The 23,361-nt window shown below is 47.5% G+C and carries 33 protein-coding genes, 1 tRNA gene and 3 pseudogenes; 22 read left to right on the top strand and 15 right to left on the bottom strand.

Annotation, left to right across the window (positions count from 1 at the left end; translation table 11 throughout):
• Positions 1 to 131 precede the first annotated feature (131 nt).
• Complete coding sequence (locus JCM11216_RS09125) at positions 132 to 959, top strand: electron transfer flavoprotein subunit beta/FixA family protein (protein WP_054854024.1); 828 nt, start codon at positions 132 to 134, stop codon at positions 957 to 959.
• A pseudogene (locus JCM11216_RS09120) lies at positions 956 to 2,016 on the top strand (electron transfer flavoprotein subunit alpha/FixB family protein). Before JCM11216_RS09125 ends, JCM11216_RS09120 begins: the two are co-directional and overlap by 4 nt.
• 378 nt (positions 2,017 to 2,394) lie before the next feature.
• On the opposite strand, the gene coaBC reads toward JCM11216_RS09120, so the two are convergent.
• Entirely contained in the window at positions 2,395 to 3,651 is a 1,257-nt protein-coding gene (gene coaBC / locus JCM11216_RS09110; RefSeq protein ID WP_054854022.1) for a bifunctional phosphopantothenoylcysteine decarboxylase/phosphopantothenate--cysteine ligase CoaBC, read from the bottom strand.
• A gap of 308 nt (positions 3,652 to 3,959) precedes the next feature.
• On the opposite strand from coaBC, the gene JCM11216_RS09105 reads away from it, so the two are divergent.
• The 6 genes from JCM11216_RS09105 (at position 3,960) to JCM11216_RS18445 (ending at position 6,701) form a co-directional block, all read left to right on the top strand.
• A complete protein-coding gene (locus JCM11216_RS09105; protein ID WP_054854051.1) occupies positions 3,960 to 4,298 on the top strand; it encodes an AbrB/MazE/SpoVT family DNA-binding domain-containing protein in 339 nt (112 codons plus the stop codon).
• Positions 4,299 to 4,476: 178 nt separating this feature from the next.
• Positions 4,477 to 4,764 carry a hypothetical protein gene (locus JCM11216_RS09100; protein WP_054854021.1) on the top strand — a complete coding sequence of 96 codons (288 nt, stop codon included), beginning with the start codon at positions 4,477 to 4,479 and terminating at the stop codon, positions 4,762 to 4,764.
• A gap of 221 nt (positions 4,765 to 4,985) precedes the next feature.
• Positions 4,986 to 5,141 (top strand): hypothetical protein, encoded by a 156-nt coding sequence (locus tag JCM11216_RS18450; protein ID WP_243675884.1) that lies wholly within the window; start codon positions 4,986 to 4,988, stop codon positions 5,139 to 5,141.
• Between the two features lie 636 nt (positions 5,142 to 5,777).
• Positions 5,778 to 6,050, top strand: coding sequence for a hypothetical protein (locus tag JCM11216_RS09095; RefSeq protein ID WP_054854020.1), 273 nt, complete (start codon positions 5,778 to 5,780; stop codon positions 6,048 to 6,050).
• Positions 6,051 to 6,060: 10 nt separating this feature from the next.
• Positions 6,061 to 6,507, top strand: a complete 447-nt coding sequence (locus tag JCM11216_RS09090; RefSeq protein ID WP_243675883.1) for a hypothetical protein — start codon at positions 6,061 to 6,063, stop codon at positions 6,505 to 6,507.
• The gene (locus JCM11216_RS18445; protein ID WP_243675882.1) at positions 6,498 to 6,701 is read left to right on the top strand and encodes a hypothetical protein; all 204 of its coding nucleotides are present in this window, start codon (positions 6,498 to 6,500) and stop codon (positions 6,699 to 6,701) included. Before JCM11216_RS09090 ends, JCM11216_RS18445 begins: the two co-directional genes overlap by 10 nt.
• Here the strand turns inward: JCM11216_RS18445 and JCM11216_RS09085 are convergent.
• The 3 genes and pseudogenes from JCM11216_RS09085 to JCM11216_RS18435 all read right to left on the bottom strand — a co-directional run bounded on the left by JCM11216_RS09085 (position 6,698) and on the right by JCM11216_RS18435 (position 8,458).
• Positions 6,698 to 7,501, bottom strand: a pseudogene (locus tag JCM11216_RS09085) (hypothetical protein). The gene JCM11216_RS18445 and the pseudogene JCM11216_RS09085 overlap by 4 nt on opposite strands.
• Positions 7,502 to 7,575: 74 nt before the next feature.
• Entirely contained in the window at positions 7,576 to 8,034 is a 459-nt protein-coding gene (locus JCM11216_RS18440) for a hypothetical protein (RefSeq protein WP_243675881.1), read from the bottom strand.
• Positions 7,991 to 8,458: a hypothetical protein gene (locus JCM11216_RS18435; RefSeq protein WP_243675880.1), complete on the bottom strand. Its 468-nt coding sequence runs from the start codon at positions 8,456 to 8,458 to the stop codon at positions 7,991 to 7,993. The genes JCM11216_RS18440 and JCM11216_RS18435 overlap by 44 nt, the downstream gene beginning before the upstream one ends.
• A 537-nt stretch (positions 8,459 to 8,995) precedes the next feature.
• Here JCM11216_RS18435 and JCM11216_RS09075 point away from each other — a divergent pair.
• Positions 8,996 to 9,388: a hypothetical protein gene (locus tag JCM11216_RS09075; RefSeq protein ID WP_054854019.1), complete on the top strand. Its 393-nt coding sequence runs from the start codon at positions 8,996 to 8,998 to the stop codon at positions 9,386 to 9,388.
• Here the strand turns inward: JCM11216_RS09075 and JCM11216_RS09070 are convergent.
• The 3 genes from JCM11216_RS09070 to JCM11216_RS18425 all read right to left on the bottom strand — a co-directional run bounded on the left by JCM11216_RS09070 (position 9,385) and on the right by JCM11216_RS18425 (position 10,980).
• Positions 9,385 to 9,639, bottom strand: a complete 255-nt coding sequence (locus tag JCM11216_RS09070; RefSeq protein ID WP_243675879.1) for a hypothetical protein — start codon at positions 9,637 to 9,639, stop codon at positions 9,385 to 9,387. The two genes, JCM11216_RS09075 and JCM11216_RS09070, sit on opposite strands and share 4 nt — an antisense overlap.
• 150 nt (positions 9,640 to 9,789) lie before the next feature.
• Positions 9,790 to 10,245, bottom strand: a complete 456-nt coding sequence (locus JCM11216_RS18430) for a thermopsin family protease (RefSeq protein WP_243675878.1) — start codon at positions 10,243 to 10,245, stop codon at positions 9,790 to 9,792.
• Between the two features lie 96 nt (positions 10,246 to 10,341).
• On the bottom strand, positions 10,342 to 10,980 hold the full coding sequence (locus JCM11216_RS18425; protein WP_243675877.1) for a thermopsin family protease: 639 nt from the start codon (positions 10,978 to 10,980) through the stop codon (positions 10,342 to 10,344).
• Between the two features lie 121 nt (positions 10,981 to 11,101).
• Between JCM11216_RS18425 and JCM11216_RS18420 the strand changes: the two genes are divergently transcribed.
• Positions 11,102 to 11,242 carry an AIM24 family protein gene (locus JCM11216_RS18420; RefSeq protein WP_243675876.1) on the top strand — a complete coding sequence of 47 codons (141 nt, stop codon included), beginning with the start codon at positions 11,102 to 11,104 and terminating at the stop codon, positions 11,240 to 11,242.
• Positions 11,239 to 11,669: pseudogene (locus JCM11216_RS18415) on the top strand (AIM24 family protein). The gene JCM11216_RS18420 and the pseudogene JCM11216_RS18415 overlap by 4 nt, the downstream one beginning before the upstream one ends.
• Before the next feature lie 100 nt (positions 11,670 to 11,769).
• Here JCM11216_RS18415 and JCM11216_RS09055 read toward each other — a convergent pair.
• The 3 genes from JCM11216_RS09055 to JCM11216_RS09045 form a co-directional block, all read right to left on the bottom strand.
• Complete coding sequence (locus tag JCM11216_RS09055) at positions 11,770 to 12,342, bottom strand: hypothetical protein (RefSeq protein WP_243675875.1); 573 nt, start codon at positions 12,340 to 12,342, stop codon at positions 11,770 to 11,772.
• A complete protein-coding gene (locus JCM11216_RS09050; RefSeq protein WP_054854017.1) occupies positions 12,249 to 12,653 on the bottom strand; it encodes a hypothetical protein in 405 nt (134 codons plus the stop codon). Before JCM11216_RS09050 ends, JCM11216_RS09055 begins: the two co-directional genes overlap by 94 nt.
• An 82-nt stretch (positions 12,654 to 12,735) precedes the next feature.
• On the bottom strand, positions 12,736 to 13,005 hold the full coding sequence (locus tag JCM11216_RS09045; protein ID WP_054854016.1) for a hypothetical protein: 270 nt from the start codon (positions 13,003 to 13,005) through the stop codon (positions 12,736 to 12,738).
• A gap of 54 nt (positions 13,006 to 13,059) precedes the next feature.
• Here JCM11216_RS09045 and JCM11216_RS09040 point away from each other — a divergent pair, with 54 nt between their 5' ends.
• From JCM11216_RS09040 to JCM11216_RS09030, 4 genes are read left to right on the top strand one after another with little or no spacing between them, the layout of a single operon-like run.
• Entirely contained in the window at positions 13,060 to 13,437 is a 378-nt protein-coding gene (locus JCM11216_RS09040) for a nucleotidyltransferase domain-containing protein (RefSeq protein ID WP_054854015.1), read from the top strand.
• On the top strand, positions 13,425 to 13,592 hold the full coding sequence (locus tag JCM11216_RS18410; protein ID WP_243675874.1) for a hypothetical protein: 168 nt from the start codon (positions 13,425 to 13,427) through the stop codon (positions 13,590 to 13,592). Before JCM11216_RS09040 ends, JCM11216_RS18410 begins: the two co-directional genes overlap by 13 nt.
• Positions 13,592 to 13,825: a DUF86 domain-containing protein gene (locus JCM11216_RS09035; protein WP_054854014.1), complete on the top strand. Its 234-nt coding sequence runs from the start codon at positions 13,592 to 13,594 to the stop codon at positions 13,823 to 13,825. Before JCM11216_RS18410 ends, JCM11216_RS09035 begins: the two co-directional genes overlap by 1 nt.
• 34 nt (positions 13,826 to 13,859) lie before the next feature.
• Positions 13,860 to 14,909 (top strand): hypothetical protein, encoded by a 1,050-nt coding sequence (locus tag JCM11216_RS09030; RefSeq protein ID WP_054854013.1) that lies wholly within the window; start codon positions 13,860 to 13,862, stop codon positions 14,907 to 14,909.
• Positions 14,910 to 14,956: 47 nt separating this feature from the next.
• Here the strand turns inward: JCM11216_RS09030 and JCM11216_RS18405 are convergent, their stop codons facing one another.
• The 3 genes from JCM11216_RS18405 to JCM11216_RS09015 form a co-directional block, all read right to left on the bottom strand.
• Entirely contained in the window at positions 14,957 to 15,166 is a 210-nt protein-coding gene (locus tag JCM11216_RS18405) for a hypothetical protein (protein WP_243675873.1), read from the bottom strand.
• A gap of 337 nt (positions 15,167 to 15,503) precedes the next feature.
• Entirely contained in the window at positions 15,504 to 17,495 is a 1,992-nt protein-coding gene (locus JCM11216_RS09020) for a hypothetical protein (protein ID WP_054854011.1), read from the bottom strand.
• Between the two features lie 48 nt (positions 17,496 to 17,543).
• Complete coding sequence (locus JCM11216_RS09015) at positions 17,544 to 17,861, bottom strand: hypothetical protein (RefSeq protein WP_054854010.1); 318 nt, start codon at positions 17,859 to 17,861, stop codon at positions 17,544 to 17,546.
• 69 nt (positions 17,862 to 17,930) lie between these two features.
• Here JCM11216_RS09015 and JCM11216_RS09010 point away from each other — a divergent pair, with 69 nt between their 5' ends.
• The 7 genes from JCM11216_RS09010 to JCM11216_RS18400 all read left to right on the top strand — a co-directional run bounded on the left by JCM11216_RS09010 (position 17,931) and on the right by JCM11216_RS18400 (position 21,994).
• Entirely contained in the window at positions 17,931 to 18,755 is an 825-nt protein-coding gene (locus JCM11216_RS09010) for a hypothetical protein (protein WP_054854009.1), read from the top strand.
• Positions 18,756 to 18,879: 124 nt separating this feature from the next.
• Positions 18,880 to 19,989 (top strand): hypothetical protein, encoded by a 1,110-nt coding sequence (locus JCM11216_RS09005; RefSeq protein WP_054854008.1) that lies wholly within the window; start codon positions 18,880 to 18,882, stop codon positions 19,987 to 19,989.
• A complete protein-coding gene (locus JCM11216_RS09000; protein ID WP_054854007.1) occupies positions 19,986 to 20,243 on the top strand; it encodes a hypothetical protein in 258 nt (85 codons plus the stop codon). Before JCM11216_RS09005 ends, JCM11216_RS09000 begins: the two co-directional genes overlap by 4 nt.
• A 116-nt stretch (positions 20,244 to 20,359) precedes the next feature.
• Positions 20,360 to 20,710, top strand: a complete 351-nt coding sequence (locus JCM11216_RS08995; RefSeq protein ID WP_054854006.1) for a hypothetical protein — start codon at positions 20,360 to 20,362, stop codon at positions 20,708 to 20,710.
• Positions 20,670 to 21,344: a hypothetical protein gene (locus tag JCM11216_RS08990; RefSeq protein WP_054854005.1), complete on the top strand. Its 675-nt coding sequence runs from the start codon at positions 20,670 to 20,672 to the stop codon at positions 21,342 to 21,344. Before JCM11216_RS08995 ends, JCM11216_RS08990 begins: the two co-directional genes overlap by 41 nt.
• A gap of 233 nt (positions 21,345 to 21,577) precedes the next feature.
• Entirely contained in the window at positions 21,578 to 21,763 is a 186-nt protein-coding gene (locus JCM11216_RS08985; RefSeq protein ID WP_054854004.1) for a hypothetical protein, read from the top strand.
• A gap of 131 nt (positions 21,764 to 21,894) precedes the next feature.
• A tRNA-Ile gene (locus tag JCM11216_RS18400) sits at positions 21,895 to 21,994 on the top strand.
• A 45-nt stretch (positions 21,995 to 22,039) separates the two neighbouring features.
• Here the strand turns inward: JCM11216_RS18400 and JCM11216_RS18395 are convergent.
• Both JCM11216_RS18395 and JCM11216_RS08980 read right to left on the bottom strand, forming a co-directional pair.
• Positions 22,040 to 22,306, bottom strand: coding sequence for a hypothetical protein (locus tag JCM11216_RS18395; protein WP_243675872.1), 267 nt, complete (start codon positions 22,304 to 22,306; stop codon positions 22,040 to 22,042).
• A gap of 1 nt (position 22,307) precedes the next feature.
• Positions 22,308 to 22,979 (bottom strand): glycosyltransferase family 2 protein, encoded by a 672-nt coding sequence (locus JCM11216_RS08980; protein ID WP_243675871.1) that lies wholly within the window; start codon positions 22,977 to 22,979, stop codon positions 22,308 to 22,310.
• Positions 22,980 to 23,361 lie beyond the last annotated feature (382 nt).

Genomic DNA, 23,361 nt, shown 5'->3' with positions numbered 1-23,361 from the left:
GAACAAGTCTTTGCCATTGTAGTAAGTACCCACCCCCCCATCCGCATGTTACGAGGGCTATATATGCTTGGATAAAACTATATATGTCAAAGGCTAGAAATGCATATTAAGTCAAATGGCTATTCCCAATCGTGGGCGGGTTAACAATAATAGTCCCAGTGAAGGCGGCGGTGCCTAACGTAACGGCCGTAAGGCTTGACCCAGTAACCCATAACCTGGTGCGTGAGGGAGTCCCACTAATGATCAACCCATATGATAGGAACGCCCTCGAATTCGCCCTCAGGCTTAAGGATAAGTATGGTGGTAAGGTAATAACACTATCAATGGCACCACCAAGTGGCAAGGACTTCCTAGAATCCACAATAGGCATGGGCGCTGACGAGGCATACCTAATCACTGACAGGGCATTCGCAGGTGCCGATACATTGGCCACCTCATACACCGTGGCAAGGAGCATACAGAGGCTATTCCCCAACTTTGACCTGATAGTCTTTGGTGAGGAGACCACGGATTCATCAACGGCCCACATGCCTGCCCAGGTAGCCTCATGGCTAAGTCTGCCCTATGTTTATTACGCGGTTGATGCTGAGGTTAAGCTTGAGGATAGGCTTATCGTAGTCACTAGGTACCTTGAGGATGAGGGTGTTTATGAAACGTTCGAGTACAGGATGCCAATAATAGTTAGTGTATATAGGAATAGTAATCCACCCAGGGACATAAGCCTCGTTAGGAAGGTTGAGGCCAAGCTAAATAACTTGGTAAAGACCGTAGACAACAATACGCTGAAACTGGAGAGGGAGTGCATAGGCCTTAGGGGGGGTTCACCCACGATAGTCGCCAAGATCGAGGATGCAAAGCCCATAGAGAGGAAGAAGCAAATATTCAAGGGCGACCCCCCCAGGGAGGCGGCCAAGTGGTTACTTGATAACCTAACCAAGGAGGGGGTGATCAAGCCATGAGCGCGGCCCAGGCTCAGCAGAAGATCTGTAGTGAGTGGAATCCAGTCAACAAGAGCGAGCATAAGGCATTTGGGTATACGTTGAGTACGTCAATGGTGTGATTAAGGACGGTAGCCTACAACTGATTGGTAAGGCCAGGGAGCTAGCCAGTAAGATTAGTACTGACGTGACGGCGATAATGCTCGGCCATAACCTCGGTGACGTAGTTAAGGAGCCCATCTACTATGGCGCGGACAGGGTTATCTACGTTGATCACCCAGCCCTGGCTAAGTACGTACCGCACATATATTCCAACGTCATTGTTCAACTAGCCAATAAGTACAAGCCGGAGATAATACTCTTCGCAGCTACAAAGAGGGGGGGTAGGGAATTGGCACCATACGTGGCCAACACACTCAGGACTGGAATAACGGCAGACTGTACGGAGCTTGATGTTGACCCAAAGACCAGGGACCTAGACCAGGTAAGGCCTACATATGGCGGTAACATACTCGCACACATAAGGACACCAAATAGGAGACCCCAGTTAGCCAGTGTTAGGCCCAACGTATTCCCAACACCACCAAGGGATACGAGCAGGAAGGGCGAGATCATTGCGGAAGCCATCGAATCGTTGCCAAATATTAATGGGCAGGGTTTAATCGAGGTTAAGTCCGTGGTAAAGGGCGAGGAGTTACCACCGGTTGAGAAGGCCGACGTAGTCGTTGTTGCTGGGCGTGGCGTGGGTAGTGCTGATGGTGTTAAGCTACTCACGGAGTTGGCCAAGTTATTGGGTGGTACCATTGGTGGTACTAAGAAGGTTGTGGATGCTGGTTGGTTGGCTGCCGATAGGCAGGTTGGGCAGACTGGTAAGACCATAAGGCCCACGCTTTACATTGGTGTTGGTGTTAGCGGCGCCATTCAGCATGTCTTTGGCATGAAGGAGTCCAAAATAATAGTGGCGATAAACAGCGATCCAAATGCACCGATATTCCAGTACGCGGATTATGGGATAGTTGGTGATTATAGGGATATTGTGAAGGAGCTAATAGAACTACTAAAGAACTATAAGAAATGATTAAATTAAATACATTTAACTTATTTTTAACTACACCGTAATTTCATTCAAGCTGTTTTCTAACGGTTCCAGGGCCTATTGATGTGCCTATCATCACTGCCGCACCAATCATTATGACGATTGATGATGCCAGGGCTGCTGCGATTATTGGTTCATGCCACCCTCTAGGTTGGTATACCCAAGGAATCTATTGATGTAGTCACTCTTGTTTTTACCCTTAAGGTGTACCAACCAGCCTAGAGTAAATCGGGAGGTCATAATACTCAAGGGCCCATGCGAAGAAGGTATATTGACAGGTATTAAGCCCCTCCTTCTAACTTGCTCAGGAATTGATGGCTCGCTCATAGTATAGTATCAAGTTATGGCTATTTAACATTTCTAACTCTTGGCACGTGGCCTAATCATGGATAGGTATAAACTTAGTACCTCCCTCGCCAATTCACGCTTGTGCAATGGGCCTATCCTCCTAATAACCCTATCCTTACCTAATACGAGTACCTCATCCCTCTCAGTGCCAAATCCCCCCCTACCCTCACCAACCAAGTGCGCAAGCGCCAAGTCCCAATCACCCTCACTAGCCCTCCTCATTGTCTTGTTGATTAACTCCTCCTCCGTGATCCCAACCTCGGCCTTATAGGCTATTAAGAATGTACTTGGCGAGAACTTCTTCAGATCCCTGGCAATCTTAGGTGCTTGAACTAACTCAATGACTACCTTATCCAAGTCACTACTTAATTTGCCGCTTACTCGATCTTTAACGTAGAAGTCGAGTGGTGCTGCCGTGAGTATTGCCAAATCGTAATGGCGCTTACTGACTAGCTTAATGGCTACATCATACATCTCGAGGACGCTCTTAACCCTGTAGATCTCAGCACCAGGTGGGTCACTAATGCCTACCGGGCCCTCAATTAGTGTAACCCTGGCACCCCCCCTCGCCATCGCCTCCCTGGCAAAGTGATAACCCGTTAAGCCACTACTCGGTGTTGTTATGTACTTGGTGGCATCGATGTACTCGTGCGTTGGACCTGAGGTAATAAGTACGGATAAACCAACCATGTCCCTCGGCGATAATAAATCAATTACCGAGTCAACGACCTCCTGATTAGGCGCCAACTTAGCCTTACCCTCCTCAATAACGGGCTCAACGAAGCGAACCCCCCCTAAGTTACGCAATTTCTCAATGTTTGTCTTAATGACTGGGTTTCTCCACATTGACTCGTTCATTGCTGGAACGAGCAATAATGGCACGCCTGAGCCGAGGGCTGTCATTGCGCATAGGGTTACCGAGGTATCACCAATGCCATTGGCGATCTTACTAATTGTGTTTGCCGTGGCTGGTGCAATAACTACTGCGTTGGCTGTTGTGCAGATGTTAACGTGTTCGGCGTAACCACTTAGTTCCACGTATACGGGATTGCCCGTAGCCCACTCCATGACCCTTGGACCAAGTAACTCACTTGCCTCCTTACTCATGAACGTGGTCACATCAGCCCCCCCATGCCTAATCAACTCCCTAGCGATGTCAGGGACCCTATAAATGGAGATCCCACCAGTTAAGGCGAGCGCAATCCTCTTACCCTGTAATAACCTGCTCTTTGAGCCTCTGATTAATTCAACGTCCTCCCTAAAGGGCACGGCTAATGCAAAATCACTGGGTTATTAAGTTATTCAGACCATGCGATTCCAATCACCATTCATGACCCAACCGCGTCATCACTAGGCACTAATGCGCTGTAACTCATATTTAAGCCTGTGGTGCCCTGTGGAGATTATCGGAAAGTATTTACTGAGGTGGTATCTGGTCTTTTATTTTATTTTCAATTACTAATTAAATCCACACCATAAGCCATGGGAGTAATTAACTAAAAACGTGGTGTTTCACGTTGGTTTCATAATTCTGTTTCACAAAATTCCTTAAAAAAATAATTACCACGTTATCGATGATGGCAATCACAGAGGAAATAAAGATTGGTAGAAAAGGTTTGCCGGTAAGTGAATTACCATATACGATAAAGGTGTACATAAATAACCAAGTCCTAATACCAGCAAACCTAATTAGGTCACTAGCGCTCGATAAGGTTAAGTACGCCGACATAATCATAGAGTATAATGGGCAAAGTATTAAGCTAAGTAATGTTAAGCTCCTTAAGACGAAACATACCATGTCTAGGCAATTCACCATACCCAGGGAGATCAGGGAGAAGTACGGCATTAAGCCATTCGATGAAGTGGTAATTCAGATGATAATACCGAAACAAAGGACAATTAATAACGTGGAATAACGCAGTATAGAGAATTAAAATTATCTCTCTTGGTCAATGTTATTAAAACGTTGCGATACTAATCTTAATAGAATGGGCGGTTCATCACATGAATCGCTTATTACATACGGTTAGTTGCGCATTTCCTGCATTGTCGGATTACGTAATGCTTATTAAGTGGTGATGCACGTGATTTCTAATGAATAGGGACAAGGCTGTCGGTACTGGGTTGCTTGTGGTGTCGATAGTGATTATACTGGCCTACATATACCTAACCTTCTTCACACCCTACACAACACTGGTGCTTCAAATAACCGATACGCTAATAATAATCGTGGTCTTCGGAATACTCGCCTGGGTGGGCTACGCACTAGCCACAACGCCGCCACCAAAGCCCATTGAGGAGATTGAGAAGGAGATTGAGGCTGAGCTCAAGAAGCTTGAGGAGGAGACAAAGCAGGAACAACAAAAGACCCAGCAACAATAATAAAATCATCAAAATCAAATCATCACTAAAATGTATCAACCCTTAATGGCCTCCATTCAATTATCGCAATGCATCACCTAAAGTGCTAAATTAATCAATAGGCACTCACGAAATTAACACCTAGGCAAGTCATAAGTATAATTACATGACAGTCTCATGAAGAACCAATTCCAAACCTGGCAAGTGGTATTAAGGTTAATGTTTATGAGCTCTCTCGATCAATGCTTAGCTTCAGTAACGTATTAATCGATGTCTTGGCAATTAAGAACGTGATTACGCAGTCCAAGGCCACGGCATTGAGGGATTACCTATCCATGGTGCCATCGCCAAGACGAAGTACTATACGAAGAAGGATGAGGGAAAGCTTAAGTACTTAATAACGGTTAAGCTACGAGGAGTACACGCAGGACGATGTGAGGACCCTAAGGGAGATTGTAGACCACATGATTAAGGAATTCCGCGAAACAGGTAAGGAGGAACTCCTGGACTACGCATACAAACTACTATTCTTCACATGAATAGTCGAAGGACACCTAATAGCCGGAATAATAGGTCCAAATAGAAAGAAACAGGGACAACAAAATCGACCAAGCCAAGAGTAATGCTAATGTTTTCCTTATCTACGTATTAATTAATAGTTTGTATGAATTTACGCGGGAGGAATACGTGGGAAAGATTTGATAAAATCGCTAATACCCTAAATGATTTTTGGAAAAGACCGCACTGTAGGATCATGAGGCTCGTTAATGAAACTACTCTCTTACTTAATGGTGAATTCCTCATTTATGGAAATTCTTCCCTTAGGCAATAAAGCCATGCTGATTGCGGATAAATTATTAAAAATTATACAATGTATCATTTTTGTTGATGATTTCGTAAATTACATATTATAGCCTTACTTAGTTTGTTAGTATTACTTCTTCATGCTCATTCTTTGAATAGCTTAACATATTTTAATCATTTATTATTGCATCATACTAATAATTTTCATAATACCTATTAATTACAATGCAGTGAGTACCAAGTGGGGGGGCTATAATTACGTTGACATATTAAATAGGGTGCTAAGTAACATGAGGGGGGGCGACATTAACTACCTATCAAGGAAAATTTTCAGGGGGGGTCAGGGGTATTGCTTCGTGAAACATCATGGGGGGGCTTTCTCGAGGGTTAGGATTGAAAGGTCGTTAATACTAATCGGTGAGGAGAGACTATCGGTCGACGCGTTGAGTGTGCTACAGGGGGGGTTAGTGGGTCGTGAAAACGTTAAATACTTACTCGTCTAGGCGTTGTTTGATGGGTCATGATAGGATATGTCTCTTCGGACCTGATGGGTCTGGGAAGAGCACATTGGCGCAGTTACTTGCTCAATACATGATGAGGGACGATTACGTTAGGATTTCCTGGATTAGGGGGGGCTCGCACATGGCTGCATCGCTACTGGCCAGGTTCCTGGCGTTATTCCCAAGCATGAGGGGGGGTATTGATAATCCTTATTACGGAATTTCAATACCGAGGAACTTGAGGCCAGTTTGGTGGTTCCTGGAATTCATATCAGTGCTGCCCAACTGGTTCTTCAGTTTCATAATGTCTGGCTTTTACGAGACCGTGATTGGTGAGAGAGGGCTTCTGGATTTCCTGGTGTGGGTCTGCGTAACCACCGAGCCAGGCTTCCTCAAGACCCTGTGGGGGGGAGGGCGGCACTGGCGTTGGCGATCAAACACTGTAAGAACGTGTTTGTAATTGCCGACCTCAAGACATTAATTAAGCGTAAAGGCCGTGAACTAACCGCAAGGACACTACCGAGGCAGTGGGTAATATATAATGCATTGGCTAAGTCCCTCAACCTGGCTAGCGTGGACACGAGTAGTAGTACACCGATTCAATCCCTAATTAAGCTAATAAAGGAATTAAACATCGCCAAGCAAAATCATTAAATGCTCGGTGAATTCCTCTCCCTACCAGACTCAAGGAACCAAACACCAAGCCTATTAGCCTCCTCGACAGCGCCCGGCATGGCCCTTAAGCAGTAGATAACCTTGATGACTCTTCCAGGGAATTTGTCGGGCATTGCCTTAACGGCATTGTCTATCTTCTCAACAACCCTCCTAACAGTGTTAGGACTAGTCCTAGTCTTAGCCTCACCAACAATCGTCAACTGCCCATTAGTACCATAAACATCAAACTCAAACCGACTATTGAAATGCATAGGCCTAGTCTCCACAACAATACCCCTCTGCCTAAGGAAATACTGAACAACATCATTAGCCTCCTCCTCTATTGACAACGTCACATGCTCCAAAGTTCTCCTAATACTCCTTATTTCCTGCCAGATCCTGTTGTTTTCTTGCCATAGTTTTTCTATGTTTTCGTTGATTCTCTTGTTTTCCTGCCATAATCGCTCAATGTTCTCGTTTATTCGCTTATTCTCCTCCCATAGTTTGTTTATGTCGGTTCTCATGCTTCCTGGCCCTCGCGTAATGCCTTGATTTCCTGCCAAATCTTGTTGTTCTCCTGCCACAACTTGTTTTGGTCTTCACGGAGTGCCCTAACCTCCTGCCACAATTTATCCTGACCCTCGGCGAGTCTTTGGACAGTCTTTGTTAAATCATTAATGGCATTGATTAATTGCCTTAATGATGATTGAATGTCAGTAATACCCAAAAGCCCCCATCACAGCAAGCCTAAACTCCTCATCCTCCCTCAACAAACGCAAAAAATCACCACGAAAAGACATCTTGATTAAGATTATTGTTCCTTATTTATAAGGGTTTGTGGCTTAAGTTACGACCGTGCTATGGGAAGCAGTATTTAATAGCTTATTCTCATGACACGATTGGTGAATTGCGTAATTGATCTTGCGTCCCAAATCCTCCTAATTCCCTGCATTAGTGATGGAACGTACTCCCTGCGACCTAGAACTCTCGCTAGTAGGTTCATTGCCCAGAAACCCAGTGATAACTTGTACGGCAATACTAATGATCCGGTGATCGATGATAGTATTACGGATAAGGCTAATTCCATTGCGTTCCTACACCTTAACTGTTCGCATAGCTTCACGGCATCATTACTAAGCCAAGTAATTATTGTCACGGCATCATTAAGCGTTAAAATGCCCTCCTTATAAATGGCGTGTAGTATCGTTAGTACGACCTCGGCATGCCTATCTATCGTATTTACCTCAATCCCGTGATACTCACCACGAGTCCTTAACCTAAGGAATTCCTCACCCCCTGGCGTAGGTGAGGTTGGCAGCTGATGGATGTACATATAGGTCAACATTAATGCCATCCTTAACAAGTGTTATTGTGTAGGGCTCATAAAGCAGCAACCTATAACCAAGCCTAGTCAATTTAGCCACAGCCAACAGCACCTGGTCCCTCTCAACGAGCACATCAACATCAGCAGGCACATACACGACTGGTTTAATTAACTTAATGAAAGCATGTTCAATACCATCCAGCGCATCCTCAATCTCAGAAACAACGTTAATAATTCTCCTTAGATCATCCTCCTGCCTCCACCGCAACTCACCTCGATAATCAACAACCCTAAGGACATGAAGTAACACCTTATTGAGACCAGCTAACCTAATAATGCCTTGGTCAACCTCAATGCGCTCACCATTAATCAATGCCCTAAGCATCATCCTAAATCTCTCAACGTCATTGAGACTACTTGCAGTGGATCTCATTTAACCACCAATCCAATACACTGCAATGACTAAAGTCGATGCTATGCTTTTAAGTTAAACTAATAATTAATTTAATGCATGGAACCTGACTCACCCAATAATTAGAGATGCTGAGTATGGTCGGTCCTCCATCAACACCATCAAGGCATCCATCACAAACCAATAATACATAGTTAACTATGACCTTAGGCAGTTAGCCGCGGTGCTGAGCAGGCCAGGAATACGAGGAGGTTTGAACCATGAAGACACTACTTGTTGTGATTGCAATGCACTTTACGAGTTAATGAAGTTCATGATGGAATTGGGAATCGAGATTGGGGGTCATACCTGAATTCGCATTGGCAATTTATGAGAAGGGCCTTTGGGCGTCATTTACCCTATGCGTTGACCTTAATCAAAGTAAAATATTTATACAATCATTAATCACTTTATTATTTATATAATTAATCCTGGACCCAGCAGTATTTTCTTCAAGGAACTATAGAAAAATATGTTCTATAGCTTAAGCCTTAAAAATTGGATTAAATATGATAGTGTGTGGACTTAGACCCAATATCACTGGTCAATAATGCACGGAAGGACCTTCAAACAATGGCAAACCTTGTGAGCACCTATGAAAATACGAGGGATACTAACATCCTCAGCAATATTATGAAACTAAGCCTATCAATCTACGATAATGCCGTAAAGGCCTACCTAGTTGTTAAGGGTATTAGGGTTAGGGACCCCCCCGAGCACTTGGTCCAGGTCGTCCGTGATTTCATACCAAATGAAGTAATAAGCAATGACTTAAGGGATCTCTTAACCAAGTGCTCATCATCAATTGAATGTGATGGGAGTACGATCACGGCGATGATCAGAGAGTTGGAGAAACTCGTTAATTACGCACATGCTGCGTCAACGCATAGGGTTCCCCATAGCGGTCTCTAACCTTTAATACCATACTTACTAATTAATTCCTTGATCAAAATTTCCAAATCCTCCCTCTTGATCATCCTACTCTCAATATCATCAAGCCTCTTCTCAACATCACTAATCCTAGCCCTCAACGCATCTAAGTCTCCATAACCTCCAGTCGGTATTACAAGGGCTGTTAGTATCCTCAGAAGCATTGCCGGCAGTACCAATGGTAGTGACGCCGTCAGTGCCATGAGCCTAATGAGGATTTCCGGCCTATTCATCAAAGCCCTAACTAAGGCATCCGGTTCGTCGTTAACAAATCATTTAAGGCATCAATGAGCAATCCAGGGTTTTTCTTAAGTCTCTCAATATCCTCATTAGCATCCATACATCAACTTATTCAATGCATGCGTTAATAAACACTACGGTTACTAACCACCCAACTTCTGGTAATTATTATGACCAACCACCAACTCAACTGCTGAGGAACCAATGGGCAATACGTAAACATTAACCGCATACTCGCCAGTGGATATGCCGAAGGAATAGGTTATTGGGTATGGAACCCACGAAGTACCATTCCAATAAAACAGTGATAGGTATGCATTCAAATCCCTAAACTCAACGCCACCACCATTACCTGGCCCGCCGATTACGAATTCAGTATCCATGGGCCAACCATATGGGCCCTCAGTGAGGCTGGTCACTACGTAGGCGGTCGCGTTTGGGATTGGTATCAACTCATGGGCAAACCAATTAATCCTGGGATTAAGGGTCTCATTACCCAGCCGTAGCAGTGCATATCCATAGTTAATCACCACGCCATAACTCGTTGAGTTCACGGCAATTATTAACTCACCAGCCATCGGGGGTCTCGAAACACCCAAATACGCACTTACCCTGCTCATAAATAACGTTCTTGTACGAACCAATGTAATTAATGACATCCACCTCACCCTGGAACCAATACTGACCACCCAGTACTACCAAGCATCCTGAACCCAGTGAATGACGTAGTTATCATCGTACTTAATGACCACGTATGCATTCAACTGAAGCGAGAAGCCTGGTTCAGCGGTGCCCGTTGAATTCTCTATGTATGCATTGGTTATGTTGAAGAGTCCAAGCACGGCGTTGGTCGTGATGTTGCTGTGGTCCGGCCCGTAATAGGCCGTGACGCCCATGGCCGTGTAATTAAGAACCCTGTAGGTAATCCCCGTATTACCACAGACCAGCAATCCGTAATTACCAGGGCTGGGACTAACCACGTAGATGCCAGGCACGGAACTAAACCAGGTATAATTACTTGGTGCCCCAGGCCCACCACCCCCCCATGCGCTCAGTTGGGAATTGGTGAGTAGGTAAACGTATGAACCATTAACAACCTCAACAAACAGGGGCTCACCATTGGTTAGGCTCACATTGACAAGACTCCAGGAGGTGCATGGACCGCTCACAGGCCTTGTGGTCAGCACTGGTACGTTTATTGTACCGTTAATCACATGGTTCATCACGTAATTAATACCTGAAAGCACCAGGCCATTGAGCGACGGATTTACTAAAAATACCGATACAACCAATGCAATGATTATTAATAATACCGCATCCCCCCCCAGCCTCATTACGCAATCAACATAGAGATTATTAATAAACTAAACTCACCAGCCCCCCCAACCTACCTCTTCAAAATCAACTTTTAAATACGTTAGTAACTAGGTAATTACCATGACAAACTTCAAAATAATGGGTAACGACATTCAGCACCTATACGTTGAGTTGGGACCTAACGAGAAGATCTACGCCGAGGGCGGGCACTTGATTTGGAAGTCCTCAAGTGTCAACATAAAGGCGACGACAGGGGGGGAGGGCTGCTTGCTGGGTTGAGGAGGGCAATAACTGGGGCGAGCTTCTTCGTGCTGGAGCTTGAGGGCCCTGGAGCCGTGGATATTGCGGGCTTTGCACCAGGTAAGATTGTGGAGATTAACCTCAATGGCAATGGCATCATGGTTGAGCACAGGGCCTTCCTCGCCATGGAGCCCACGGTCAATTACGACGTTAAGCTGGTTGGTTTAGGCTTTGGCTGGCTTGGCGGTGAGGGATTGCTAATGGCTAGGCTTCATGGTTATGGAAGAGTATTCCTACACGCAATTGGCGATGCCTAATGCTTGAGCTTGGTCCCGGCGAGAGCGTGGACGTCGAGGCCGGCCACGTACTGGCCTTCGATGAGGGCATGAGGGTTGGCGTTAGGCGCGTCGGTGGCTTGAGGACGATGCTCTTCGGCGAGGAGGGGGCTGTGGCTGGCGCATGTTGAGGGGCCCGGCAGGGTTTGGCTAAGGACGCTTAGTAGGCAGCAGATGATAATGGGCCTAATGCCGGAGCTAGCCAATGTGGTGAGGTCAGGTTAGGACGGGTTAAACGTTCTCGGTAACCTCCCTAATAACGTCACTTGGTTCAACACCTATTGACCTCTTGCTCGCCATAACCCTGAGCACCCAGTAATAAGCAGGTAATTGGGGGGGCAGTATGGTTATTACATTGCCCGTATTCACATCCCTAACCCAGGGCTCATTAGGCAACTCACTCAGTCTCAACTCATAATCATAAACGTTAAGGAAAACGTTCATAGCAAGAAGCTCATCAAGGGCCATGCGGGCTACATAGCCAAGCCCATGAGCTCTAGCCTCGGCGATGTTGAGCCCATACCTACCGGCTTCCTCTAGGAAGGCCAGTACGCCATTAACACCACTCAACTTAATTATCACGTCCCTAAGCCACTTCTCAATACTCCAATCATTGTTAAACACAATCCTCGCCAACTCCCTGAGATTACCGCCAGTTAATTGCCAGAGAAGCTCAGCATCTATTGAGGCGCTTGGCCTAACCCTCATTGTTACCTCGTTGAGTACGTCCATGAAATCAGCCTTCGGTATATACCAGAGCAGTAACCCCTCAAGCAACCCCTTGCCGCCATACTTCCTAACCACATTGACGGCGCCCTGGTCACTAAAGCCAAACACGACAGATAAGCCTGGACCTTGCCCATTGTTGGGAAGTTCTCAAAATGCTCCGCATAGCTCATAACCTCACCCTCAATAGGCCCATAACCAACCTGGGCATTGTCGGATGCGTTAAGCATGGACCTATACCACTTATCCAGCTCATCAAATATGAGCACAACGTACTTATCCCTAATCACCGCCTCATCACTCACACCCCCCCTAATGATGTCCATAAACAACCTACCAACACCAACCACCGCACCAAGACCAACCCTATCAAGTACCGGCCCCCCCAAGTCCTCTCCACAGCCTAATTATTGAATCCCTAACACCACCAGCTAGGCCGGGTATATAAGCCCTGACAGCGTTCATGAAGCCCTACTCCTCGAAATTAACGTAAATCACTATGACATCACTCCTGACCTCACCGAGTGCCCTGGCCAGGTTCATGAGTAGCGTCGATTTACCACAACCCAATGGCCCATAAACAACCCTAACACCAACCAACCTATCGACAAGCCTCCCAACCTCCAACTCCCTATCCCTAAAGGCTATTGGGAAACCAACGGCACCACCGAAGTACGCGCCATAGCCCTTAACAATCCTAGCCAACTCACCAATGTCGATACCGGCTAATGGATTAACCACGGGTAATTACCAACGCCACAGTTTAATAACACTTAATTTAACTGGCAATGAGGAATGCAGGACCTAACCAAATTCCCCCCCTGGCGGGAATTCAACATAGAATTCGCAATACTCTTCGGCTCAAGGGCCGGCGGAAAAATCATTAAGGGCGACTGGGACATCGCGGTCTGGTTTAACGACATCAACGAGTACGCGGACCTATTGGCATCACTAGCCAGATTCCTAGGTGTTAGGGAGGACCTGGTGGACCTAGTACCGCTTAATCATAGGCTGCCCTGCCAATTAATAATCGAGATACTCCGCCACAGGCCAATATACGTTAGGGACATTGGGAAGTACCTAGACATTAGGTTTAGGCTTCAGAACCCATGCATCGACTTTTTCATAAGCATGAGGAAGCTCGGCCTCGGTGAGCCGCCATGGCCGTTATAGGCAGGTTACTGAGGATAATAGAGGAGAGGGAGGCACTACTCGATAGGTACTCACCCAATGAATTAAGCGATATTAAGACGTACTACTCAGCCATATACCTACTACAGACGCAGGCCCAGGCACTAATCGACCTAACCCAGAGGCGGCTACGCTAATGGGTATGGAGGTAAGCGGCTACGTGGACGCCGGCGAGAAGTTAAGCATACTCGGCGTGATAAGTCCCGAGGACCTGAGGCTCTATAAGTCCGTAGTGGCCTTTAGGAACATAATTGTTCATCAATACGCGGTAGTTGATCTCGAGGTTATTGGGAGGATCATAGCGAATAAGGAGTATAGGAAGGTTACGGAACTCGCCAGGAAAATAGCCAGCAGAATCAACGACCCATAAAGCTATTAAGGCAGGAAAACAATAACGCCCCCCCATGGGACTAGGCGATTGGTGGTACTACACGGGTCCAGCAACCAAGGCAATAACAATAATAGGGATTGCCGCAATAGTCCTTTTGGCAATAATAATCGCCAGCCCACGCGTCAAGCCACTACAGCCAATAGGCAAGGCGCTGGGCCTGGTCCAAGTCCAGAACCAAACAATTTACGTGCCCGTGAACCACACAGTTTACGTAAACCAAACAATTGTCAAGTACGTGAACCAGACGGTGCCAGTGTACATTAATAGGACTGTTTACGTGTATGTTCCCAATAATCAGTACGCAGCATCACCAAGTGAGTTTGGTGGAATTACACCGGGTACTTCCTGGGGGACTGGCTGGTGCTGGGGGGGTAGGGTAATAGTACTCCCAAACGGGACTGCGTGGTACGTAGCCACCTGGATCGCGCCAGTCAGTATAGTGGGAAACCCAGAAATAACGGTTTACAATGAGAGCCTATTCCAATGCAAGCCACATGGAAACTGCGGCAACTGGACCACGCCATACGGCACGGAATACGAGCACGTATTTGGCCTTGCACCAATTTACTTGATAATTAACGGTACAACGCAAATATTTAATTTAGGCGGCTTTGCATATACGTGGTATAGTAATGTGACGCTCAACTACCCAATGCCAGGCTACACAGTGGTGATTTGGGGCGACACGCCCGGTTACGGGCCAATACTAATGTATCCAAAGGTAATTAACCTAAGCGGAAACTTAGTAACTCTTGAAACAACAACTAACATAACTCTTGCAATTAATAGGACGTATTATGGCTATGCAATGCTGCAAATGCCCGCGTGGTCCCCCCCAATACCATCGCAGACGTACATAGTGCCCTGCAGGTTAGACATCATCTACGCACCAAATCCGCAGCTTGCGCTGAATATAACCGTGCCCTTCGGCCAATACGTAGCTGCTGCTGATAACTATGTTGCCTACAGCATATTGAGCCCAGAGCCATTCCCATATAGGGAAACATTTGGTTGGTGGGTTTGGGATTACGAAGCTGAGCCTATGAATATCTCGGTAGGTTAGGGATTGAATGTTTAAAATAGCTATTAAATCAAATTTTATAACAGATCTTAATGATATTTACTGCTTGGGTTGCATTGGAATGTTACTGATGCGTTGGGTAGCCAGTTGCTTTCCTGCCAGCCTGGCGTTGAGCCGCTCGTTGGTGATACGCTCACTATGTTGCAGTTGTAGCCGCTTGGGCTGCTTACGTCGAGCGTTGTTGAGGCGCTGAGCTGTGGGGCCGTCCCGCTCTGTGAGTAATAGTCTGTGAGGGTCACGCTTATGGTCAATGAAGTTGAGCCAGGCGTATAGGTTATGCTCCACGAGCCGCTTATGTACTCTGGGTCCTGCCAGGTGAAGTACGCTGTCGTTACGCTGCTCAGCGCGTATGTACCGTTCCCGGGCGCGTTTATTGTGGTTCCCCCCCACCGACGGTTAGGTACCTCTTGTAGTAATACGCCGTGCCGCTCAGGGTGTAGGTTTGGTTACTGCCTAGGTTGCTTGCAGGTGAAGGTGTAGCCCACGCCGCTGTATTGGCTGGTGGTTACCGCCTGCCCATTGAGCGTGACCACCCAATTATTGAAGTAATACGTTTGTCCCTGGTACGTCACTATGTTATACTGTATACCCCCCCAGGTAAACAACTCCGACTGCCCGGGGGCTGAGGTACTGCGTGCCTGACGGACTAACATACGCGCCAGAGGCACCCCCCCCAACATTATCACCGGCGCTTGGCTTAACGATGCAGTAGTACTTACTCGGCGGTGGTTGGTTGTTGCTTGTGCAGCTTACTGTGAATGTTACTGAGCCTCCTGGGTTGGCGCTGGTGCTTGTTGGGCTTATTGTGCATGTGTAGCTGCTTGGGTTTGAGGTTATCAAGGCCGTGAAGTCCACAGTGCCCGACGCCGTTATAGACCAGGATGCCGAGCTCGAGCCGCTCTTACTCCCACTAGCCCCCCCACCGCTCCAGGAGACTGACCAACCAGCCCCCCCGTAGGAGTCCTGGACCGAGACGCTTATTGAGCCGGAGCTGCTTGAGCCGCCGCAGTTCACGGTCACGTAGTAATTACCGGCACTACTGGGCGTGATGGTTGATGGAGATACAGTGCAGCCTTTGGACGCGGAGAAGTAGATTGGGCTATTGGTCGGGTGTATTGAGAACCACCATGAGTTGGATACTGGGCCGGTCCCGCTGGCCGACTCGGACACGGCGCCGGATGCGGTTACCGTCCAGGAATAACCGCTGGGCGCATTGACTGTTAGGTAGAATTCTGCATAGCCGCTACTACCGCTATTGCTTGACGATGATGTTGCGGCTACATTGCCATATATTGTATATACGCCATTGATGCCAAATGTAACTGGTGGGTTGGGGTTGTAGCTTTGAGTTTCGCTATCTCCGCAATTAGCGTTGTAGAGCGTGGACGAAGTATAATCAATGTCGATGGATTTTACGGTAACGCCTGGTGGGCCGTTGTAGAGATAGTATGTTTTTGTGGTCGTGGTTGTGGTCGTGAAGAATATGTAGTAATACTTCTGCGTGCCGTTTGGATATTGTAATAAGGCATCTCCACTGACGTAATAGGTGCATACGTAGCTCTTGTATGGCGTGAACGTCACGCTGAGGTATACTTGCACGCCACCTTGGCACTGTACGTTGTATGTGTACGTACCTGGGCCCGTTATTTGCGTGGGCCCGGTTATGCTGCATGATTGATAGCCTGGCGGTATGCTTGTTATTGAGGCCGAGACGCTTTGTGGGTAATTAAGTGTTTGGTTCACGTAAATTGTTTGGGTACTGCTTCCGCTCCATGATAGGCCGCTTGGGGGGGTTAGGCCTATCGACCAGCCAGCGCCGTATGGGTCATTAACCTGGATAACCACCGAGTAACAAAAAACATTGAACTCTTGCACACTTCCTGCGTTGTACGTATTTGCTACTCGGCTAGGAACTACCTGGCACTGGTAGTACCCATTGGGCGTGCTTGTTATTGATGCCGTGAAGCTTATTTGAATCGGCACGTATGGCGGGTTTATGAACCAGGTGTATGACTGGGCCTGGCTCACTGAGTATGACTGACCGGCGTAGCTCCACGTGACTTCCCATCCAGCGTTGTATGGGTCGTTGACGGTCACATCTATGAGGCCGGAGCTGGGTTGTGATTGCGACTGGGGTATTAATGGTATTGAGTTCACGGTCGATACGTTGACGCTGAATTCCTTAATAATGCCTGGGTAATCCATTGGTGAGGCTAGCACGGTTATTGAGGTTGGTTCGTAGCCTAGGCTTAGGGTGTAGACGTAGTACTGGTTCACGCCTAGCACCAGGTTTGGTGCATACTCATGGATTGAACCGTCGATGCCCTTGACGTATACGTACTTAACCACCGCCCTGTAATAACCAATGTTGTACATCGGTATGTACAGTGTCCCATTCACGTAGATAGGCTGTGGCAGGTATATGTATAGGCCCGTGTAAGCGAGCCTCGCGTTGTTGGTTGTTGACACGGTGATTGTTAGGTAGGTTAAACCGCCAATTAGCACCAGGCCAAGTGCAATGGCCAGTATCAGCGTGAGCCCCTCGAGGACCAGGTCAGCCAGGGCCATAACCAGGCACCCAGTAACCCGTGGCATTACCTGTGGATTTAACCACAATCACGCAGCCATCAAGGAACAATAGGCTTCACCGTTAATGCCTGAGAGGTTTATTTCATGGTAGTAGCCGGGACCCACCATGCTGGGTATTGAGTACTCCACGTGCGCGTCGTACGGAAAGTAGAGTGAGCCATTGACTAGGTAGGCAATGCAGGACCTGGACAATTGGGTGAGTCTCGTGTTTATCCTACCCATCATTGATGATGCTTGGTACGCTGTGTATAGGTAATCACTTACTAGGTATATTACTAGGGATGCGGCGACTATCAACAGCGCGAGTACGACGATACCACCTATGGTGAAGCCCCCCCTCGACATATCACTAATTACTTAACAGGGCATTAAAGCATTACTACTTTTTAAGGGGGTTCCAGCGGTTAATTACTTATGTCGGCTGCTCAGTGGGTGGTTACGGTATCCCAGGTACTCAACCTACTGGTCTCGACAGGCATGGTGTACATAGGCATAGCGGCCCTGGCGATAATAGGCATAACAACCGTGGCCCTATACCTAATGGGTAGGCCAAACGAGATTTGGGACTTCATTGATGAGGTTGTTAATTACTTGGCCATAATCGGTGGCGTAATTCTGGCCATAGCCATAGTGAATAAGGTGCTCGTCGGCTCGCTAACCATAGATCCCGTCACGGTTTATAAGACTATTTACGATTACGCATGGAATGCCGTTAGGTTTAGGGCATGGCTCCTCTGGAACACTTGTACCTGCCCATTGACTTATCCTTGGTGTGACGTTAGGGGGGGCGTGCAAACCGAGAATGCCACGTTGATACTTGAATCTACGGAGGATATCGTGCCCATGATCTACCTGGCTCAATGGACGCCAGGCCTATCCGCATTATTGATCGCGATGGGGCTTGGCCTTTCCGTGTCTAGGCTTAGGGGTATTGGTTCGTTGTTTATTGCCATTGGCCTTGGGCTCTACGTGGTTATTGTGGGCGGCGCTGCCGTGATTGCCTCACAACCGTTTTACGTTGCCATGATCAATGACAAGGGTATACAGGCTATAATTAACCCGGTGAATTTCGAGACTACCTGGTGCGAGAACGTGGGCATTAGCGTGAGTGGTCTTGGCAATGTGCTTAGTGCCTATAATAGGCTTGCCGTCTATATTGCGCAGGCGGACACCATAGTCATAATTCTATACGCACTGCTCTTTGCGGTTATCTATGCCATTAGGTCCGCCTTCTCGTGATGGGCATGCTTGGTCTGGCCCTCGTTGTTGTGACATTTGTTGGTTTGATGATTATTAAGGCGTTTAAGGGCTTGGTTAGGGTGATGGCTTTGTTGTTGGTGTTGATGACCTTGCCTGGTTTTTCATGGCCCTTGCCGTGGCCACTAACTTCTTCGGTCTGTTACCCAGCGATCTTTACCTTGTCGGTACTGCGGTGAGTACGATTAATGGGTTGTTGAGTAAGTACAATTACCTGGTGAACCTATTGGGTATTGCTGATGAGGGTCTTTCAGTAGCTATTGAGGTTGGGTTACCCATAGCCGAGGCTGCGGTGTATGCCGCCACGGGTTCCGGGCTTGGTTCGATTACCATAGTGCTTGAGGTTCTAGAGCACCTGATCGCCTTAGTAATTGGTTACGTGGTTCACGTGATCTCCATGCTCGTTGCCGTGCTGTGGTTCATTAAGTATGCCTTAATGATCGGCAGGGTGCTTGGGTTCTTCATTCCATACATTGTCTTCCTCCTTGTTATACCCAGGGTTAGGGATGTGGCTGTGATACCCGTGGCCCTCTACCTAATCCTCGGCGTTGCACTGCCCCCCCTGGGCATAAACACTACCCACGTATCACCAGTTATCAATATAATTAACGAGACGCAGTTTGCACCCGGCGAGGTTGGTTTTGTAAATGTCGAAGTCGTTGATGCGCTGGGTAGGCCTGTGCCTGCCGTGCTCTGCATAGGTGGTTATGGCTTCTCGTATAGTGAGACCATTGGCTTACCAAGTGGTTTTGGCGTGATAGCCCTGCCCATACGCGCCCTTAGGGGGGGTTTGGTGATTCCATACATTATTGATTGCCTGGTTGCCCTATTCATTAAGTTCAATGTTAATTACATGATTGCGCCAAGTACCGTGCCCAGTAATAATACCGTGATCATTAGCTTACCAATGATTGCCGTCTTCAATGGGAGTTCCCTAACTGCCCTATTTAACTATACATGGAGCGGTATTGGTTGGGTCAGCACCAGTGCCGGTAGTGGGTACGCCATTATTAACGTTACAACACCGTGCAGTGGGGAGTTATCGGTGACCGCCTACGCATCGCGGGTAGTGCTAGGGCCCATCAATTCCACGGTTGGTAACTGCTCAATAACCTACTCCGTGGCTCAAGGCATTCCGACAAACATGGTCCCACAGTCCTGGGTTAACAACGTCATTGAGAACCACGAACTCTTCTGCCAAGCCTTGAGCAGTTGATTAACCCATCAATTACGTACCAGGGACTTGATGCACCACCGCAGGTGGTTAATGCACTACTTGGTATTGTTAATGAGTCATGCAGCGGACTTGGTAACTACACGGGCGTGGTTAATGGGTTGAGGCATGTTGAGCTTAGCGTATTGCTTAGGTGCCGTGGTAATTGCAGTGACGTTAGTATTACCGCTTACGTGATTGGTGTTGAGCCGTACAGGCTTAATTACTACGCATTGTGGGGGGTGGTTCATACATAACCTGGCTAAACAAGTCCCTATTGATAATAAGGAGCGTCGGGATGAACCGTTCAGCCAGGTACAGTAATTAGTCTATTCATGAACACGGTGTACTACTCAGCTTATGCTGGGCGTCATTGGCCTGGTGGCTGTGGCCCCCAAGGATCAGTTACTGGGCTAGGTTAATGAACGTGGTCAGGGTTAGGATCGGTATTAATTATGGGGGGGATTTGGCGTCAATGGTTGTTTCCGCGGCCTCGAACGTGGCCGGCAACCGCAGGGTCGGCAATGTCGCCGAGAGGTACTTACTCGTGAGGAGGATCCACGAAATCACCAGCCGCAGCCGCATTAGGCACCTGCTCAGGCTGGGTATTGGGCCACTAGGGACTTGCCCAGGGTGTCCGCTGCCCCCCCTACGCCGTATTGCCGGCGCTCTATGGGGTCTCCGTGGCAAGGGATTACCTAGTGAGGAGGGTGTCGATGATTGAGAGGGAGAGCCTTAGGAATGCGTTGAGGGTCGTGGTCAGCACCACCGTGTCACCGAGCCTAGTCCTTAGGCCATACTCACTGGCAAATCCGTTGTTTCGTTACGGCATTAAAACATTGACAAGCCACCTAGGCATTAGAATCAGAGAGGCATCAAGCATCTACGGCTCACTGAGGAATTACCTAAACCCACGTATTGCATTTTACGTTGCACTTAAGTCCGCGGCTAGGGGCATTGGTAATTACGTTGTTGAGACCGTGCAGGAGACCTGGCGGGCAGTGGATAGGCCCCCCCTTGATGCGCTGGCTGTTATTAGTGCCAGGTTTGGCGCACTTAGGATTATCGATAGGGACCTAACAATGCAATTGGTTGATGAGGCCCTTACGGAGTTAATGAGTAGGCATGGTTCCTTGGTGGGCGTTAGAATCGTGGTTAATAATGCCGTAGTTAAGCCTGAGGACTTGGCGGGGGGGGTTGATGATTATGCTGACGTGACGGTAGTAACCGGTGAGGAAAATATCATAGTTAAAGCGTGGGTAGCCAAGGAATTGCTCAGGGTAATGGCCTCAGTTAAGGACTTAAAAACACCGCACCAGCGTAGTTACTGGTTTGGTGAGGAGAGAGGAGGTGCCTGACACCTGATGAGTACGGCTATACACTGATTTCTTATGAGGACAACTAATCATTAATGAGTCAGGGCAGGTCAGTCTCCTCACCGATCAGTACTGCAATGAATCATCACCAATCAATCAACCGCATTAAGACTCAAAAACACTACTGTTCATTTAAAATAATAACAGAAAGATAGATACTTTCCAGAAACAAGGCAATTAAGCCCAAAACCCATGCCCATCCATAACTTTCAATTATGAACCCGACAAAGGCCATTGACGAGGCCCTAGTAATAATTGGCAGGGCAAGGATGGGCAAAATACCCTGCGACAAAGCCCTTGATTGGTTATGGGAAATACTCATAAACCTAGACTTCGAATTGAAAATTACAAACACCATCAACGACAAAGCTTTGGAATTAAAGTCGCAATTAATGAATTAAATAGGAATTCATTATAGAAAATAGGGCTGCCGTAATGGTTCAAAATCGAATGCCATGAGACTCACGGCTTTGTCTCGTAGCGATTTCCGATACGAAAAACTTAAAATTGCCCTATAAAACCATTAAAGCCAGGGCCCGTAGCTTAGCCAGGTAGAGCGCCCTGGGGCATGTGCCCCCCCGCGTAAGGCTCATAACCGGGAGGTCCCGGGTTCAAATCCCGCGGGCCCACCACCCGTGCTCGTCCTTGCCATGTTTTGTTGCGGTTGATTGAGTTGTTTAGTCCCTGCGTAATGACTCAATGGCCTTTCTGAGCCTGTACTCCATTCTTTTCATGTATATTGCCATGGCGGCCATTCCGAGGAATTGTAGGCCGATTAGGGTCATTATTATGGCGATTAACCCCCCCTTTAGGTAGTACTTAATGCCGTAGAATATGTACCAATAACCAACGTAGGCGCCAAGGGCCAGGCCAGGAATGAGGAGGAGTGCGCCCAGTAGGAATAGTATTAGCATTGGGTTGTACCTAATGGTTAGCCTAACCATGTCACTGAATATCCTCAGCCCACCCCCCCCTCACGCCAAGCTTCTTCCTACCAACCCTGCGCCTATACTCGATCGGCACCTCCCTGACGACCCTACCCGTGCTAACCATGTGCGCCGTTATATGAGCCTCAATACTGAAGCCTCCAACCTCCGCAACCGCATCCCTAAGCGAGTCGGCCTTAATTATGTACATGCCGCTGAGTACGTCATGAAGCTTCGTGCCGAATAGTAGGTTGAAGGCCCAGGTGAGTATTTTATTACCAAACCTATAAATGAAGCCCTGACTGCCTGGCAATGGCCTTCTAACGCCTATGACTTCGTCAGCCCCCCCCGTCCTCACTATCTCCCTAACCATCTCCGGAACGTATTTGGCCGGGTATGAGTAGTCACCATCCATGACGAGCATGTAGGGCGTATTCACGTACTTCAGCGCCGTCCAAATGGCCATGGCCTTACCCCCCCTACCCTCCTGCTGAATAACCCTGACGCCGTACTTCATAGCCACATCCACAGTACCATCCCTACTACCACCATCAACGACGAGAATCCTCTCCCTAGAAACACCAACTTCGAACAACTCATCAAGAACAAGCCCAATACCCTCAACCTCATCCCGCGTTGGTATGACTATGGTGGCCAGGTCCAGTAATTTATTGTCAATATCACTGGCCATATGTAAGTACTAACTAACTTTATGAAACATGCACAATTAAGCATTACTGCTAAGAACGGACTGAAACAACACTGGTGAGGCATAGCCACTGCATAACCGCGTATATTAGGGAAGGTCGAAGAAGACGGGTTAGGCCGTAATGTGGTATGGAATCAATAGTGAGGAATTAAAGAAGGCCCTAAAACCAGGACGGCGAGATGAAAAACGCCTCAATCGGATAATAGGTATTAAAGGGGGGGAGGATGAGGAATAATCACTGTGAGGAGGGTTAGGCTGGCTTCGCCAATTTAACGATTGAATTCACTGATAGGGACCTTGCCCTTAGGCGCATTGAGTATTGGGCCACTAGGGTACTGGATTCCCAAAGGTTATTTACGGCCCT

The organism is Vulcanisaeta distributa JCM 11216 (assembly GCF_001315985.1).
GTDB classification, from domain to species: Archaea; Thermoproteota; Thermoprotei; order Thermoproteales; family Thermocladiaceae; genus Vulcanisaeta; species Vulcanisaeta distributa_E.
Note: the sequence above shows the minus strand (reverse complement) of the source record. Positions and strands in the feature narration are given on the sequence as shown.

Coding starts and splice junctions, on each gene's coding strand:
- JCM11216_RS09105 (WP_054854051.1), top strand. CDS start 3,960: ATGGCAATCACAGAGGAAATAAAGATTGGTAGAAAAGGTTTGCCGGTA.
- JCM11216_RS09100 (WP_054854021.1), top strand. CDS start 4,477: ATGAATAGGGACAAGGCTGTCGGTACTGGGTTGCTTGTGGTGTCGATA.
- JCM11216_RS18450 (WP_243675884.1), top strand. CDS start 4,986: ATGCTTAGCTTCAGTAACGTATTAATCGATGTCTTGGCAATTAAGAAC.
- JCM11216_RS09090 (WP_243675883.1), top strand. CDS start 6,061: ATGGGTCATGATAGGATATGTCTCTTCGGACCTGATGGGTCTGGGAAG.
- JCM11216_RS18440 (WP_243675881.1), bottom strand. CDS start 8,034: ATGTACATCCATCAGCTGCCAACCTCACCTACGCCAGGGGGTGAGGAA.
- JCM11216_RS18435 (WP_243675880.1), bottom strand. CDS start 8,458: ATGAGATCCACTGCAAGTAGTCTCAATGACGTTGAGAGATTTAGGATG.
- JCM11216_RS09070 (WP_243675879.1), bottom strand. CDS start 9,639: ATGAATAGGCCGGAAATCCTCATTAGGCTCATGGCACTGACGGCGTCA.
- JCM11216_RS18425 (WP_243675877.1), bottom strand. CDS start 10,980: ATGAGGCTGGGGGGGGATGCGGTATTATTAATAATCATTGCATTGGTT.
- JCM11216_RS18420 (WP_243675876.1), top strand. CDS start 11,102: ATGGGTAACGACATTCAGCACCTATACGTTGAGTTGGGACCTAACGAG.
- JCM11216_RS09040 (WP_054854015.1), top strand. CDS start 13,060: ATGCAGGACCTAACCAAATTCCCCCCCTGGCGGGAATTCAACATAGAA.
- JCM11216_RS18410 (WP_243675874.1), top strand. CDS start 13,425: ATGGCCGTTATAGGCAGGTTACTGAGGATAATAGAGGAGAGGGAGGCA.
- JCM11216_RS09035 (WP_054854014.1), top strand. CDS start 13,592: ATGGGTATGGAGGTAAGCGGCTACGTGGACGCCGGCGAGAAGTTAAGC.
- JCM11216_RS09030 (WP_054854013.1), top strand. CDS start 13,860: ATGGGACTAGGCGATTGGTGGTACTACACGGGTCCAGCAACCAAGGCA.
- JCM11216_RS09020 (WP_054854011.1), bottom strand. CDS start 17,495: ATGGCCCTGGCTGACCTGGTCCTCGAGGGGCTCACGCTGATACTGGCC.
- JCM11216_RS09015 (WP_054854010.1), bottom strand. CDS start 17,861: ATGTCGAGGGGGGGCTTCACCATAGGTGGTATCGTCGTACTCGCGCTG.
- JCM11216_RS09010 (WP_054854009.1), top strand. CDS start 17,931: ATGTCGGCTGCTCAGTGGGTGGTTACGGTATCCCAGGTACTCAACCTA.
- JCM11216_RS09005 (WP_054854008.1), top strand. CDS start 18,880: ATGGCCCTTGCCGTGGCCACTAACTTCTTCGGTCTGTTACCCAGCGAT.
- JCM11216_RS08985 (WP_054854004.1), top strand. CDS start 21,578: ATGAACCCGACAAAGGCCATTGACGAGGCCCTAGTAATAATTGGCAGG.
- JCM11216_RS18395 (WP_243675872.1), bottom strand. CDS start 22,306: ATGGTTAGGCTAACCATTAGGTACAACCCAATGCTAATACTATTCCTA.
- JCM11216_RS08980 (WP_243675871.1), bottom strand. CDS start 22,979: ATGGCCAGTGATATTGACAATAAATTACTGGACCTGGCCACCATAGTC.